Source organism: Bradyrhizobium sp. (assembly GCF_004799445.1).
In the GTDB taxonomy this organism is placed as follows: Bacteria; Pseudomonadota; Alphaproteobacteria; order Rhizobiales; family Xanthobacteraceae; genus Bradyrhizobium.
Genome location: NZ_SSNA01000176.1, coordinates 1 through 14,595, shown reverse-complemented (window position 1 = coordinate 14,595; position 14,595 = coordinate 1). Strand labels below are relative to the sequence as shown.

The window sequence follows — 14,595 nt, the reverse complement described above, 5'->3', positions numbered from 1 at the left end:
CCCGTCGTGCTGCCACACGTATCGCACTTCATGCAGGTGCCGTTGCGCACCAGCGAGAAATGCCCGCACTCGCCGCACATCTCGCCTTCGTAGCCCTTGGCCTTGGCTTCCGCCCGGCGTTCGGCCTTAGAGGGTGCTGCCTGCTGCGCCGCACCGGCCTTGCTCCATTGCAGCGCTTCCAGCTTTTCCGTCGGCGACAGATCGTGGCTCGCTTCCTGCTTCAGCGCCACCGCGCCTTCGACCGTATCGGAAGCCCGCCCCGTGGGGCCGTGCGAGGAGGAGAGCGAGGTGACGTTGCCGGAGCCGCGGGCCTCGGTCGGCGGCTCGACGGTGCTGCGCATGACCACGAGATTGTCGGTGCGCGAGCGGGTCAGGCCCTTCGACAGGTATTTGTTGTTGGGCTGCTCCGGCGCGCGGCCTTCGCCGACGCCCTTGCCGATGGCGTCGAAGTTGGATTCGCTGGGGTCGACATGGGCGAGATCGAACCGGCCCATGTAGCTGACCGCGAGTTCGCGGAACACATAGTCGAGGATCGAGGTCGCGTATTTGATGCTGTCGTTGCCCTGCACCGGACCCGCGGGCTCGAAGCGGGTGAAGGTGAAGGCGTCGACATATTCTTCCAGCGGCACGCCGTATTGCAGGCCGAGCGAGACCGCGATGGCGAAATTGTTGATGAAGGAGCGCAGCGCCGCACCCTCCTTGTGCATGTCGATGAAGATCTCGCCGATCCGGCCGTCGTCATATTCGCCGGTGCGCACGTAAACCTTATGCCCGCCGACCACGGCTTTCTGGGTATAGCCCTTGCGGCGATCCGGCATCTTCTCGCGCTCGCGCATCACCACGATGCGCTCGACCAGCCGCTCCACCACCTTCTCCGACAACGCGGCGGTGCGCGCCGCCATCGGCTTGTCGTAGAACGCCTCGATCGCATCTTCTTCCTCGTCCTCGTCGCTGATCAGCTGCGAGTTCAAAGGCTGCGACAGTTTCGAGCCGTCGCGGTAAAGCGCGTTGGCCTTCAGCGCGAGCTTCCAGGACAGCAGGTAGGCGGATTTGCAATCCTCCACCGTGGCGTCGTTCGGCATGTTGATGGTTTTGCTGATCGCGCCCGAGATGAACGGCTGCGACGCCGCCATCATGCGGATGTGGCTCTCGACCGACAGATAGCGCTTGCCGATCTTGCCGCAGGGGTTGGCGCAATCGAACACGCTGTAGTGCTCGGCCTTCAGATGCGGTGCGCCTTCCACCGTCATCGCGCCGCAGATGTGGACGTTGGCGGCCTCGATCTCGCGCTTGGAGAATCCGACCGCGGTAAGCAGGTCGAAACTCGGTGCGGCAATGGCTTCCGGCGCGATCTTCAAGGTGTCGCGCAAGAAGTCTTCGCCAAAGGTCCATTTGTTGAAGGCGAATTTGATGTCGAAGGCGGTCGGCAGCGCCGCCTCAACCTTGGCCAGAGCTTCGTCGGTGAAGCCCTTGGCCCTCAAGGTGGAAACATTGATCGCCGGCGCATTGGACAGCGAGCCGTGGCCGACGGCGTAGGCCTCGATCTCCGCGATGTCGCTCTCGCGGTAGCCGAGCGCGCGCAGCGCCTCGGGGACGGCGCGGTTGATGATCTTCCAGTAGCCGCCGCCGGCGAGCTTCTTGAATTTCACCAGCGCGAAATCAGGCTCGATGCCGGTGGTGTCGCAATCCATCACGAGACCGATGGTGCCGGTCGGCGCCACCACGGTGGTCTGCGCATTGCGGAAGCCATTGGCTTCGCCGAGTTCGAGCGCCTTGTCCCAGGCGGCCTTGGCGTGCTCGATGATGTTGGTCTGCGGCACGCTGGCGTAATCCAGCGGCACCGGACTGACGGCGAGCGCCTCATAGCCGCGGGATTCGCCGTGCGCGGCGCGGCGGTGGTTGCGGATCACCCGCAGCATATGGCTCGCGTTCTTCTTGTAGCCGGGGAAGGGGCCCAGTTCCTTGGCCATCTCGGCCGAGGTGGCATACGCCGTCCCGGTCATGATCGCGGTGAGCGCGCCGCACAGCGCGCGGCCTTCCTTGGAGTCGTAGGACAGACCCATGGTCATCAACAGTCCGCCGATATTGGCAAAGCCGAGACCGAGCGTGCGGAATTCGTAGGACAATTCCGCGATCGCCTTCGACGGGAACTGGGCCATCATGACAGAGATTTCGAGCACGACGGTCCACAGCCGGCAGAGATGCTCGTAGGCGTCGACGTCGAAGAGTTTCGTCGTGGTGTTGTAGAAGGTGATGAGGTTGGCGGAGGCCAGATTGCAGGCGGTGTCGTCCAGGAACATGTATTCCGAGCACGGATTGGAGGCGCGGATGTCGCCCGAGGCCTTGCAGGTGTGCCAGTCGTTCATGGTGGTGTTGAAGTGCAGGCCGGGATCGGCGCTGGCCCAGGCGGCGTGGCCGATCTTTTCCCAGAGGTCTCGCGCTTTAAGAGTCTTGGTCACCTTCTTGCTGGTGCGGCCGATCAGGTTCCAGTCGCCGTCGGTTTCCACCGCGCGCAGGAAATCGTCCTTCAGCGAGACCGAGTTGTTGGAGTTCTGGCCGGACACCGTGAGGTAGGCCTCCGAATCCCAGTCGGTGTCGTAGACCGGAAAGTCGATGTCCTTGTAGCCTTGCCTGGCGAACTGGATGACGCGCTTGATCATGCCGTCCGCCACCATCGCGCGGCGGGCGAGCTTGATTTCGCGGCGCAGGGCAGGGTTCTTCTCGGGGTCGAAGCAGTCGTCGCCCGAGCCTTCGCAATTGACGCAGGCTTTCAGCACCGCCTTAAGGTGGCGCTGGTTGAGCTTGGAGCCGGTGACGAGGGCGGCGACCTTCTGCTCCTCCTTCACCTTCCAGTCGATATAGGTCTCGATATCCGGATGGTCGGCGTCGACCACCACCATCTTCGCCGCGCGGCGCGTGGTGCCGCCGGACTTGATGGCGCCCGCGGCGCGGTCGCCGATCTTGAGGAAGCTCATCAGGCCGCTCGAACGGCCGCCGCCGGACAGTCTTTCGCCTTCGCCGCGCAAACGCGAAAAATTCGAACCGGTGCCGGAGCCGTATTTGAACAGGCGCGCTTCACGCACCCAGAGGTCCATGATGCCGCCTTCGTTGACGAGGTCGTCATTGACGCCCTGGATGAAGCAGGCGTGCGGCTGCGGATGCTCGTAGGACGATTTCGATTTGGTCAGTTTGCCGGTGAAGGGATCGACGTAATAATGGCCCTGGCCGGGGCCGTCGACGCCGTAGGCCCAGTGCAGGCCGGTGTTGAACCACTGCGGCGAATTCGGCGCGACCATCTGCTTGGCCAGCATGTAGCGCAGCTCGTCGTAGAAGGCGCGGGCGTCTTCTTCCGATGTAAAGTAGCTGCCCTTCCAGCCCCAATAGGTCCAGCAGCCGGCCAGCCGGTCGAACACCTGCTTGGCGGAGAGCTCGCTGACATAGCGCTCGGATTCGGGAAGGAGGCCAAGCGCCTCGGTGTCCGGCACCGAGCGCCACAGCCAGGACGGCACGGTCTCTTCCTCGACCTTCTTCAGGCGCGCGGCGACGCCGGCCTTGCGGAAATATTTCTGCGCCAGCACGTCGGAGGCGACCTGCGACCAGAATTCCGGCACCTCGACGTTTTCGAGGCGGAACACCACCGAGCCGTCGGGATTGCGGATCTCAGATGTCGTTAATCTGAAATCAATCTGTGCGTAGGGTGACTGGCCGTCAGTGGTGTTGCGCCGTTCGATTCGCATGGTCGTGCCCCGTTGTTTTTTACCGGCCGCCGCCGCGGCGCCGGGTATTGTTCCTTGAGCGAACCTTCCGGACCAAAGTTGAAGACAACTTCGGCCCAAGCAGCGTCCGCAAGCTCTACCGGTGGACCCGGCCCTGTTTCTCTGACCTCAAGCCCGGTGCGAGCAACTTGCTTGCATTTGGCCTGCCGCCGCATGCCCTGAACGGAACGCCCGAGTTCCGGATCAAGCCATGCACTCAACGCCACCCCTACCTGAGCCGTTTTTGGCTCGTTTTTCGCGCTCCGAAATCCCCGAAATTCGGGGCAAAAAAGCCCGTTCCGCTGCCTCGACCGGCTGGCGGAGTGGTCATTTTTGGAACCCTTCAGGGAGCGATCAGCGGGACCCAAACACACTCGCGCCGAACAGGAAGAAAGCTAGGACGACTCCATCGCGCCCGTCAAGGATTAGTACGAGTTCCTGAATCAAATACTAAATATGGTGGAAAGAGGGGAAAAACAGGGGGCGTCCGCCCCTCTGATCTGGCCCAAGTATCAGTGAGTCCTGAGGGATTCCCAAGCGAAAAAAACCTGTTCCACAGCCCCGTCCAAGGCTTCGTCCCGTTGTTCACAGGGCAACTATTTATTGTGGCCGAGGGCTTGCCTCGGCAGGACTCACGTGAAGCTACGGGGAAGCTACCGACCCTTCCGGTCAGGCATGCCGTTTAGGCGATGGCCGGTTGCCCGGATTAGCGGCAAGGTGCCGCTGATTCTCACCGGTCCAGCCATCCCATGACACTGCAGCACCAGCCGGGCGCGAAAGCGCGCATCGCGCCCGCGGGCCTTGTGTTCCTCGCCATCACCTCGATCGGGTGGGGTTTCAACTGGCCCGTCACCAAATATCTGCTGAGCGAACTGCCGCCGCTGACGCTGCGCGGCAGCACCGGCGTGGTCGGCGCCAGTCTCCTGGCGCTGCTGGCGCTATCCCGCGGCCAGAACCTGCGGGTCGCCCGCGAACTCTGGCCGAGGCTGGTGCTGGCCGCCTTCCTCAACGTCGGCTGCTGGATGGTGCTGATGGGATTTGCGCTGCTCTGGCTGCCGGCCAGCGAGGCGGCGCTGATCGCCTACACCATGCCGGTCTGGGCCTCGATCCTGGCCTGGCCGATTCTCGGCGAACGGCCGAATCTGTTGCGGGTCATTTCGCTAGTGATGGCGTTCCTCGGGCTCAGCGCGATTCTCGGCGGCAATGGTTTTGCGGCAAGCCTGGCCAAGCTGCCGGGAATCATCATGGCGCTCGGCGGCGCGCTCGGCTTTGCGGCCGGCGCGGTGCTGGCCAAGAAGCTGCCCATCCACCTGCCGCCGGTATCGGCGGCCGCCTGGCAGATCGGGATCGGATGCCTGCCGGTGGCGATCGTGGGGCTTGTATTCGAGAAGTCCAGCGTCGCCGGGCTTTCCGGTTTCGACTGGACGCTGCTGAGCTATTCGACCGTGGTGCAGTTCTGCGTCGCCTATGTCTGCTGGTTCGCCGCCTTGGCGCGGTTGCCGGCCTCGGTCGCGGCGATCGGCACCATGGCGGTGCCGGTGATCGGCGTGGTCGCCTCGGCGCTGGCGCTGCACGAGCCGCTCGGCATCGGCCAGATCGCAGCACTTTTGTTCACGCTGGCGGGCGTGGCGCTGGCGACGCAATCGTGAAGCGGCGGCGTTTGACGACCGGGGCAGGGCACCACGGCTCCGGTCAAACCGGCCCTTTGCGCCGGACTTAACTGGACAATTTGGCCTGCCGGTGGCATCACGAACGGCAAACTCTCTCGAACCGGTTACGCCCCATGAAACTGTTTCTGCTCAAACTATTCACATGGTGGAACGGCCAGACCTTCGGCACGCAATTGTGGACCTGGCGGTTCGGCGAACTGGTCGGCGAGGACGAGCAGGGCAACCGTTACTACCGCACCATCGGGCGCAAGATCGATCCGACGCTCGGCTTCGAGCGGCGCTGGGTGATCTATAACGGCCTTGCGGAAGCGTCCCGCGTACCGCCGTCCTGGCACGGCTGGCTGCACCACACCGTCGATGTGGCGCCGACCGAAGAGGCCTATACACCGCGCGAATGGGAAAAGCCGCATCTGCCGAACATGACGGGCACGCCGGCGGCCTACCGGCCCTCCGGCTCGACGCTGGCCAGCGGCCGCCGGCCCAAGGCCACCGGCGATTACCAGCCGTGGACGCCGGGTAGCTGAATTTATTTCAATCACCGTCATTCCGGGGCGCACGAAGTGCGAACCCGGAATCCAGAGGTTGTTGTGCGAGATTCTCCGATGTGCAATTGCACGTCGTAGTTCAGCCCTGCGGGCTGCCCCGGAATGACGATGTATCCCCTGTGAACAACGGGAACAGCGGGGACATCCGCCGCGGCGCGGTTGAAGCCCGCGTCGGGCCGTGGCTCAATGGGTCATCTTACGGAGATGGGAAACCACCGCGACGGTTCGGGCTCCAGTTCGCGACTGCCCCGATACGCAGCGGCTTCCGATCAGGATGTGGCCGGGAGATAGGCCCCCGGGCGCTGACGTCCTGAGATCGCCCGTCAATGTGAAGCTGCCGTAGGACAGGAAAGGCCGTCTGGGAAACCAGGCGGCCTTTTTCTTTTTCATAGCGTTTTCGAGCGAAGCATGCCCCCGGCTCGCGCCTGCGTTGCTTGCTTTTGCAGCGGCGTTGGGATTGGATTTCGCATCGGGTGCGCGGACGACCGTTGAACAAATCAGATAACAACGGCTTTCGCGGCGGGGAGGAAACATGGCGGAGATCCAACGACGCGCCCTGATGCAGGGCGCGGCACTGGCGGCCCTTTCATTCACCATCGACGGCGCAGAGGTCTGGTTGAGCCCATCGCAGGCGCAGGCGCAGGGCGCGCCGATCAACGTGCTGAAGCCGGACGAAGTCGAAACGCTGGAGGCCGTCGGCGATACGCTGCTTCCCGGCGCGCGCAAGGCCGGGATCGCGAATTTCGTCGACAATCAGCTCGGCGTGGCGCCGGGAGATTGTTTGCTGATGGCGCGCATCGCGAGTGTGCGTCCGCCGTTCGTCAATTTCTATCGCGCGGCGCTCGGGGCCATCGAGCGGAGCTGCCTGAGCCTCCACGGCAAACGGTTCGCCGAACTCGCCCCGGCCGCGCAGTACGATTTCGTTGACCGGATGCGCCAGAACAAGATCGAGGGCTGGCAGGGTCCTCCGGGACCATTCGTTTATTTCCTGCTGCGCCATGACGCGGTTGATGTCGCGTTCGGAACCGTCGAAGGCATCGAAAGCCTGGGCGTGCCCTACATGCCGCACATCTCTCCAGAGAAGAGGTGGTGATCATGGCCACGCCGGAAAAAGTCGACGTCGCGATCGTGGGCGCCGGCGCATCGGCTTCCGTCTTTGCTTCCGTGCTCGCCCGCGCCGGCAAGAAGGTCGTCATGCTCGAGCAGGGGCCGGACTGGCAGAATGGCGATCTGATCAGCTCGGAAATCTGGGGCAGGCGGCTCAAAACCGTGAACCCCGCCATTCTCGAGGGCAAGGACAGGCTCGGCTACTCCTACAACGCCGGTTGGGGCAGCGGCGGCGCCGCCACGCACTATTTTGCGATGTTTCCCCGGCTGCTGCCGAGCGACTTCAACATGAAGAGCGCTTACGGGCGCGGTCTGGACTGGCCGTTCAGCTACGACGATCTCGCGCCCTATTACGATCGGGTCGCGCAGGACATCGGCGTTTCCGGCGATGCCAAGGCGGAGGAGCGCTGGCGTCCTCCCGGCCAGCCTTATCCGATGCCGCCGATCAGGAGTTTCCGGCATGGCGACGTGTGGCTGAAGGGATTCGAGGCGCTCGGGATCAAGACGGCGCGGGCCACCACCGCCATCAACAGTCAGGACTACAAGGGCCGGCCCGCCTGCGTCTACGACGGCTGGTGCAATGCCGGCTGCCCGATCGGCGCGCTTGCAAATCCCTCCTTTACCTATCTGGCCGAGGCTCGCCGGCACGGCGCCGAAGTGCGGCCGTTCAGCACGGTGACACGCGTGCTCACCAACGACAAAGGCGATCGCGTAACCGGCATCGAGTACTACGACCGCGAAAAGCAGCGGCAGGTCCAGGAAGCGAGCATCGTCATCCTGGCGGCGTTCGTCTCGCAGAATCCGCGCATCCTTCTCAATTCGGCGACCGACAAGCACCCCCAGGGATTGGCCAATGCCAACGGGCTGGTCGGCCGCTATGTGATGGCGCATACCGGCGCCACGATCTGGGGCATGTTCGACGAGCCGGATATCCAGAACTACATGGGCGTGCTCTCGGCCATGCACTGGTCCTACGATCGCTACGGCAAGACCGCCCGGCCCGGCGTGTTCGGCAGCATCCTGTGGCACTGCAGCCCGGCGATCAAGCCGAACGACATCGGCGGCATCGCCAATTCCCGCAACGATCTGTTCGGCCAGGCGCTGGTCGACTTCATCAAGCGCGGCTCACGCCAGTTGTCGCGGCTGCAGGCGTTCGGCGAGGAATTGCCGAACCCCGACAATCGCGTGGTGCTGGCAGGCGAGAAGGACGAATTCGGATTTCCGCTGGCGCGGATCAACCATTCCTACGATCAGGACGCGATCGGGGTCTGGCAGCAGGCTTGCGACGAAGGCCTGCAGATCGCCAAGGCGGCCGGCGCGACGGAGTCGTGGGCATTGCGGGCGGCGCCGCCGACGATCCACATGGTCGGCGGCACGGCGATGGGCCGCAGCGCCGCGGATTCCGTCGCCAACGGCTATGGCCAGACCCACGAGATTCCCAATCTCTGGCTCGCGGGCGTGACGCTGTTTCCCACGGAAGGCGCGGTGAATCCGACCTATACGATGTATGCGGCGTCGCTTCGCGGGGCCGAGCACCTGGCCGCGAACTGGAACGCGATTGCCGGGTGATCTGCCGACGCATGCGACGGACTTGACGCGATAATCCCGACATGATGGGCTGTTGGCCGAAATCGCGAGTTTCCCTCGCTTTCGGACACAGGCTGAATCATGATTGGCGTGCTCGTATTTCCCGATTTCCAGCTGCTCGATGCCGCCGGCCCGATTTCGGTGTTCGAGATCGCCGGCCGCTTTGCCGGTAACGCCTCCGCGATCAGGGTGCTCGCGGAAACGCCCGGTGCGGTTCGCAGTTCTTCCGGCGTCGAATGGCTGGCGCGCGGATTGCGGCCCGCTGCTGCGATCTCAACCTTGATCGTCGCCGGCGGCGAGGGGGTTCGCGAGGCGGCGCGATCCGCCAGGGTGTTGGCCTTCGTGCGGGCCGCGGCAAGACGCGGCGTTCGCATCGCCAGTGTCTGCTCGGGCGCCTACATCCTGGCCGAAGCGGGGCTGCTGGATGGCCGTCGCGCCACCACGCATTGGCAGCGCACCCGGCATTTTCTCACCGCTTACCCCAAGGTGAAGCTGGAGCCCGACCGGATTTTCGTCCGTGACGGCGATATCTGGAGTTCGGCCGGGATCAGTGCCGGCATCGATCTGGCGCTGGCGCTGGTCGCGGAGGATTTCGGCGAGGAGATCGCGCAGCAGACCGCGCGCCAGCTTGTCATCTACCATCGCCGTAGCGGCGGTCAGTCGCAATTCTCGTCGCTGTTGGAGTTGAAGGCGCCAACCGGGCGGTTCGGACCGCTGCTGAGCTGGGCGCGCGAACATCTCGACGCGCCGCTGACGGTCGAGCATCTGGCCGAGCGGGCCGGCATGAGTTCGCGGCATTTCACCCGCGCCTTCATCGCCGAGACCGGCACCACGCCGTCGAAGGCGGTGGAGCGCCTGCGGATCGAGGTGGCGCGGCAACAGGTGCAATCCTCCAGTGCGGCGATCGAACGCGTCGCCGAAGTGACCGGCTTCCGCGATCCGGAGCGAATGCGCCGCGCCTTTATCCGCGCCTTCGGCCAGCCGCCGCAATCGCTGCGGCGCGCGGCGCGGGCGGGATAGGGTGTGAACTCAAAACAAGGGGGCGTCGGTGTGATGAACTCACGCCGCTTCATTCGATCACCTCGTCGGCGCGGCCGAGCAGGTCTGCCTGACCGCCATCAGTGCCTGCCTGAAACCTTTCGGTCGGGATCTTCATCGAAGGGAGGAGGCCATACCCGACAGTCGAAACTTCGGCCGATGCCTGGGCAGACCGGGCCTGCCGGACTGGGCGGCCTGGCAACGGGCCACGGCTGACCGGCAGACCAGCGATGGCCGAAGCCAGCGCGCTTTTGTTTTTGATGCTTCTTTAAATGCCTGCTGCTGCTCGTCTCGGCCTTGGCCGGTGTGACCGTCGGAACCAGCGCCAGCGCCGTCGCGTATACCGCCAGTGTCAAAAGCCGGATCGCAAATCTGCTCATGCGTCCCTCCTGAGTTGCGGGGCCAGGCATGCAGGCGCCCGTTGATGGTACACCGCGCCGGAACAAACATTCCGGTGCCAAGCGCACAGATCGGGATTCCTTGCAGATTTTTAGAGCGGACCGCCGCCGCCAGAGGGCGCGATTTCCCGTACTGGTCCCTGATCGCAGACATGCGGGAACCGTTGGCGTCGGTCGCTCGCGTCTGAGATGCCATCGAACATCTCGATGCCCGGGGCGAGCGGCGCGGCTTGGTTCAGCCGGTCAAAGTTGAACCCGTTATGCGCCTTCAGGAACGCGCGGTATTCATCCGAAAACTCGAAGCCGTATTGTGCGGCAAGTCCACTGATCCCCTCGTCCGCCACCGCTTTGAACTTCATGACACCGGGATAATCTTCGAACCTGAACTCGTTAGCCATGGTGAACTCCGCGGAAGGGATGGTCCCCCTTGGTGTCACCGAAGTGGACCTGGGTTCGAAGTGGGCCTGGGTTCACGGAGCTTGGCGGTTACGACACCACGAGGTCATGAGAGCGCGGGCGGTTAGGCCCGATCAATCGAAAATTCAAGATGCTGTGGGATGATTTTCTTTCGAATCTTCATCTCGCTTCGATTGAATCGGAAATCTGGCGTTACCACCTTGCCTGAAGGTAACGTGCGCACCGCGTCCGGCAACTCTGACATGCCGAGGTCCAAAACCGCCTGCGGATGGTGCGTGAAAAAGAGATCGCGCGATGGTGAGTCAGTCGATGACCTTCAAGATTCTCTTTCCGTCTTCCTATTCGGTTGAAGTCTCCAAACTGCGGCAGCAACTCGATGAGGCGCACCTGGCGTGGTCGAGAGAGTGGAAAGCGCGACAGCTGGACTTCAAGATCGAGAACATCCGTTTCGTGCACGATCCGCACTGGAACAAACGGATTTTCAGCCTGCAGGCTGCGCACGATGGTGAGATATGGTTCTGGAGAGCCACGCATATGATCGTACTCTCCGGTGCATCGTCGATCTGAATATGGTGAAAATCGAATCCTGCATCACGCAACCTGGGGTTGGGAGATCGCGGGAAGCGTTCCGCTGGTCCGTCTCCAGCAGCCCGAGCCTGCGCCCGAGCCATTCGGTGATCGGCGCTGAATCAGGATCGTCATCAGGATGGCGATGAAAATGACCGACGCGATCATCTGCGCGCCCGGCGAAACGACAAGGTCTCCGCCGCTCCCGCCACCGTCGTGACGAGTTAAGTCCTGCGTATCGGGGTTGTCTCTCCGGCATGAGGATTGATGCACCGGCCACTATTATTTCTTCCGTCAGGGGGCAATCTCGCCGGCGCGATCAACTCTTACGCCGCCGCTTTCGGTCGCGACAACGGCGGCCTTCTGCCCGCTCAATCTCCGCACCATCGGCTTGAGCAGTTGCGGCGACAGATAGATCGGAAACTGGGAAAGCGCGAAATACAGCCACGTCGTCCCCGGCAGAACGCCGTCGGTCGCCGCCAGCATCAGTCCCATGTTACGCTGCGAGACCATCAGGCCGAGCGCCAACGCGCGCCGGTGGCCGGCCTTGCGAAAGATCAGCGTCGTGACGCCGAGGAGGGCGAAAAAGACCGCGAAGGCGAGCCCGATCTGTTCGATTGTCCCGAGTGGATCGGCCAAGAAACCGCCGACCACGTTGCCCATCACGGCGGCAACAAACACGAACAGGATCAGGACGTTCAATCCGTCGATCGGCCGGACGTGCCGCTTGATGGCGGATGCGCCCACGCTCCAGCGGACCGCGCCTGCGACCAGCAGCGATCCTGCGAGGATCGCGAGCAGCTTCAGCCCGAGCCCGAGCGGCGAGAGCGTCAGCGCGGTGCCGAAGAAGGCGTAGGCGAACAGCGGCGCCGTGATCGGAATCAGTGCCGTAGAAGTCACGAGCGTGACAAGCACCAGCGTTGAATCCAGACCCATCACGGCCGCGAACGCGGGAGCCGCCATCATCGGCGAGGCCACCGCCTGCAGCATCAACGCCAGATATAGACCAGGTGAACGCTCGTCGAGGCCGGTCACAAGACAGGTCCCCCCCAAGATCAAGGGTACCGCGAGCGTCGTCCATAAGGTGGCGGCGATAACCAGGCCGGGTCGCCGCAAATGATCTCGCAACGCGCTGACGTCGACGCGCATGAACGATACGCAGAGCAGAAGAAAAACCGCTTCGGTGACGAAAGGCTTCAGCAACTCGCCAACCGGTGGCAGCGCGATGCCGAGGAACACCAGCGTGGCAATCGCCCGGGTGCCCTGGCCGCCGAGCCATGCCAGCGCTTGCACCGGAACGGCGAGGCTCTTTTGCAAGGTGGAGGGCATCTGGCTTTCAAAATAGAACGGACAGCGCGGCAAAGGCTTTGGCGAGGAAGCCCGGCCTGCGTTGCGGAACGCGAACATGCGGCAACCGCCGCGCCGCACAAAGTAACATCTGGTTACCGTCTGTTTCGAACGGAGCGGTTTGGCGATGCGCCGTTCACACCGGCCACGACTCTCCATGCGTCAAGCACCGGCGACAGCAGTCGGACCCACGACGCCCGCCGCGGGCTGGCTGTGCCAAATATTTGGGCGGAGGTTAGTCAATTATTAAGGTTGAAGTGGGCATTTTAGACAGCTTCTCAGCCGGAGAACCTTTTCAAGTGCTTGCAAGATTTTCCATCAGCGCCAAGCTTTTCGCCATCGTCTCATTTCTGTTTCTGGTGATAGCAACCATCGGCGGATTCGCGTTCCTGCAGATGCGTACCATCAACATGGTCGCCCAGGACATCCATGCCCAATGGCTCCCCAGCGTGCGCTGGGTGGGCGAGATGCGGGTCCAGTCCGCACGCTTTCGCGCGGTCCTGCGCGATCACCTGATCGTCCCGGATTCGGAAAGAGCGGACGTTGACAAGAATCTCGCGGCTCGCAAGGCCGACTTCGAAAAAGCCGCAAAGGCCTTCCGGCCATTGATCTCTTCGGCGGCGGAGCGTGAGCTTGCAGATCAACTGGAACAGCAATGGCAAAGCTTCTCCACAGCGTCAGCCGATGTGCAGTCGCTGGCCAACAAGGGCGACATCGCGGGAGCGAAAGACATCAACGCCCATAAAGTGGTGCCGGTCGGCCGCGCCATGGACGCAACGCTCACCAAGCTCGTGGAGCTGAGCGACAAGGGCGCCGATGCTGCCGGACATAGCGCCGACGCAGCCTACGCGAGCGCCATCGTCCTGATGGCGGTTATTCTCGGCGGCGCGATCGTGCTTGGCCTCGGTGCGGCGATCTACATGGTTCGCGACATCCGCCGCGGCATCGGCTCGATCCTGAAGCCGATGGGGCAATTGACCGGCGGCGTACTTGCCGTCGAGATTCCCCACCGGGGTGAAACCACGGAGATAGGCCAGATCGCCAGTGCGCTTCAAATCTTCAAGGATGCGCTGATCGCCAAGAAAGCGTCCGACGACATGGCGCATGCCGATGGAGCGCTGAAAGCTGCGCGGGCCCAACGTATCAGCACTGCTGCCGGCGATTTCGAGACCATGATCGGCGAGATGGTAGGCTCGCTCGCATCGGCCTCGACCGAGCTGGAGGCATCGGCGACGACGATGACAAAGACATCGGATATGACGATGTCGCTTTCAAACTCCGCCGCATCGGCCTCACGTGCGGTCACCGATAATATCCAGGCCGTCGCGGCGGCGACAGAAGAAATCACCTCGTCGGTCAATGAGATCAGCCGACAGGTCCAGGAATCCAGCAGGATCGCCGGCACCGCCGTCACCCAGGCGCAAAAAACCGATGCGAGCATCGCCAAGCTTTCTCTCGCTGCCAGCCGCATCAACGACGTCGTCAAGCTGATCTCCGAGGTTGCGGCGCAGACCAATCTCCTCGCCCTCAACGCCACCATCGAGGCCGCGCGCGCCGGAGAGGCGGGACGCGGATTCGCGGTTGTTGCATCCGAGGTCAAGGCGCTGGCGACGCAAACCACGAAGGCAACGGCGGACATCGACGCGCAGGTCGCCGACATGCAGTCGGCGACCGCCGACACAGTGGCCGAGATCAGGGAAATCAGTTCGACCATCATGCTGATTTCCGAAGTCTCCTCGGCGATCGCCGCGGCTGTCGAGCAGCAGGGCGCGGCGACGCAGGAAATTGCGCGAAACGTGCAGCAGTCGGCGCAACTCGCCACCCAGGTTGCCGCGGAAGTCACCGAGGTCAGTCACGGGTCGAGCGAGACCAGTTCGGCGTCCGGCCAGGTGCTGGCGGCGGCGCAATCGCTCGCGGGTGAAAGCGACCGACTGAAGAATCAGGTCGGCAAATTTCTCGATACCGTGCGGGCAGCTTGATCTGACACCGGCTGTCGATGCCCGCTCGCGGGCGTTTCGCGGACTTGGCGTGATGTCCGGCTTGAATCTGTCATTCGATCCAGGCTGTGTAAAAACACGGATGTTTGAGGCAGGCGCGACGAAGTGCCCGGCAATGCCGATCTCATGCTCGGATCGCTTCCATCAATCCGCCAACGCCCAGAATG

Annotated in this window: 11 protein-coding genes; 7 read left to right on the top strand and 4 right to left on the bottom strand. The window is 63.3% G+C overall.

All coding sequences use genetic code 11. The features are described from left to right. Positions 1 to 3,737, bottom strand: a 3,737-nt coding sequence (locus tag E8A46_RS23075) for a vitamin B12-dependent ribonucleotide reductase (protein ID WP_291566206.1), incomplete at its 3' end; no start/stop codon positions are given. A gap of 767 nt (positions 3,738 to 4,504) precedes the next feature. On the opposite strand from E8A46_RS23075, the gene E8A46_RS23070 reads away from it, so the two are divergent. The 5 genes from E8A46_RS23070 to E8A46_RS23050 all read left to right on the top strand — a co-directional run bounded on the left by E8A46_RS23070 (position 4,505) and on the right by E8A46_RS23050 (position 9,684). Further along, the gene (locus E8A46_RS23070) at positions 4,505 to 5,404 is read left to right on the top strand and encodes a DMT family transporter (protein ID WP_291566204.1); all 900 of its coding nucleotides are present in this window, start codon (positions 4,505 to 4,507) and stop codon (positions 5,402 to 5,404) included. Between the two features lie 134 nt (positions 5,405 to 5,538). Beyond that, entirely contained in the window at positions 5,539 to 5,949 is a 411-nt protein-coding gene (locus E8A46_RS23065; RefSeq protein WP_291566203.1) for an NADH:ubiquinone oxidoreductase subunit NDUFA12, read from the top strand. Positions 5,950 to 6,502: 553 nt separating this feature from the next. Beyond that, a complete protein-coding gene (locus tag E8A46_RS23060; RefSeq protein ID WP_291566201.1) occupies positions 6,503 to 7,063 on the top strand; it encodes a gluconate 2-dehydrogenase subunit 3 family protein in 561 nt (186 codons plus the stop codon). Positions 7,064 to 7,065: 2 nt separating this feature from the next. Then, positions 7,066 to 8,646: a GMC family oxidoreductase gene (locus E8A46_RS23055; protein ID WP_291566199.1), complete on the top strand. Its 1,581-nt coding sequence runs from the start codon at positions 7,066 to 7,068 to the stop codon at positions 8,644 to 8,646. Between the two features lie 99 nt (positions 8,647 to 8,745). Then, entirely contained in the window at positions 8,746 to 9,684 is a 939-nt protein-coding gene (locus tag E8A46_RS23050) for a GlxA family transcriptional regulator (RefSeq protein ID WP_291566197.1), read from the top strand. 98 nt (positions 9,685 to 9,782) lie between these two features. Here E8A46_RS23050 and E8A46_RS23045 read toward each other — a convergent pair whose 3' ends face one another. Then, positions 9,783 to 10,082, bottom strand: a complete 300-nt coding sequence (locus tag E8A46_RS23045; RefSeq protein WP_291566195.1) for a hypothetical protein — start codon at positions 10,080 to 10,082, stop codon at positions 9,783 to 9,785. Between the two features lie 110 nt (positions 10,083 to 10,192). Further along, entirely contained in the window at positions 10,193 to 10,498 is a 306-nt protein-coding gene (locus E8A46_RS23040) for a hypothetical protein (protein WP_291566193.1), read from the bottom strand. Between the two features lie 328 nt (positions 10,499 to 10,826). Here E8A46_RS23040 and E8A46_RS23035 point away from each other — a divergent pair, with 328 nt between their 5' ends. After that, positions 10,827 to 11,084, top strand: a complete 258-nt coding sequence (locus E8A46_RS23035) for a hypothetical protein (RefSeq protein ID WP_291566191.1) — start codon at positions 10,827 to 10,829, stop codon at positions 11,082 to 11,084. A gap of 294 nt (positions 11,085 to 11,378) precedes the next feature. Here E8A46_RS23035 and E8A46_RS23030 read toward each other — a convergent pair whose 3' ends face one another. Continuing rightward, positions 11,379 to 12,413 carry a Na+-dependent transporter gene (locus E8A46_RS23030; RefSeq protein ID WP_291566189.1) on the bottom strand — a complete coding sequence of 345 codons (1,035 nt, stop codon included), beginning with the start codon at positions 12,411 to 12,413 and terminating at the stop codon, positions 11,379 to 11,381. A gap of 317 nt (positions 12,414 to 12,730) precedes the next feature. On the opposite strand from E8A46_RS23030, the gene E8A46_RS23025 reads away from it, so the two are divergent. After that, positions 12,731 to 14,410, top strand: coding sequence for an MCP four helix bundle domain-containing protein (locus tag E8A46_RS23025; RefSeq protein WP_291566188.1), 1,680 nt, complete (start codon positions 12,731 to 12,733; stop codon positions 14,408 to 14,410). The last annotated feature ends 185 nt before the right edge of the window (positions 14,411 to 14,595 follow it).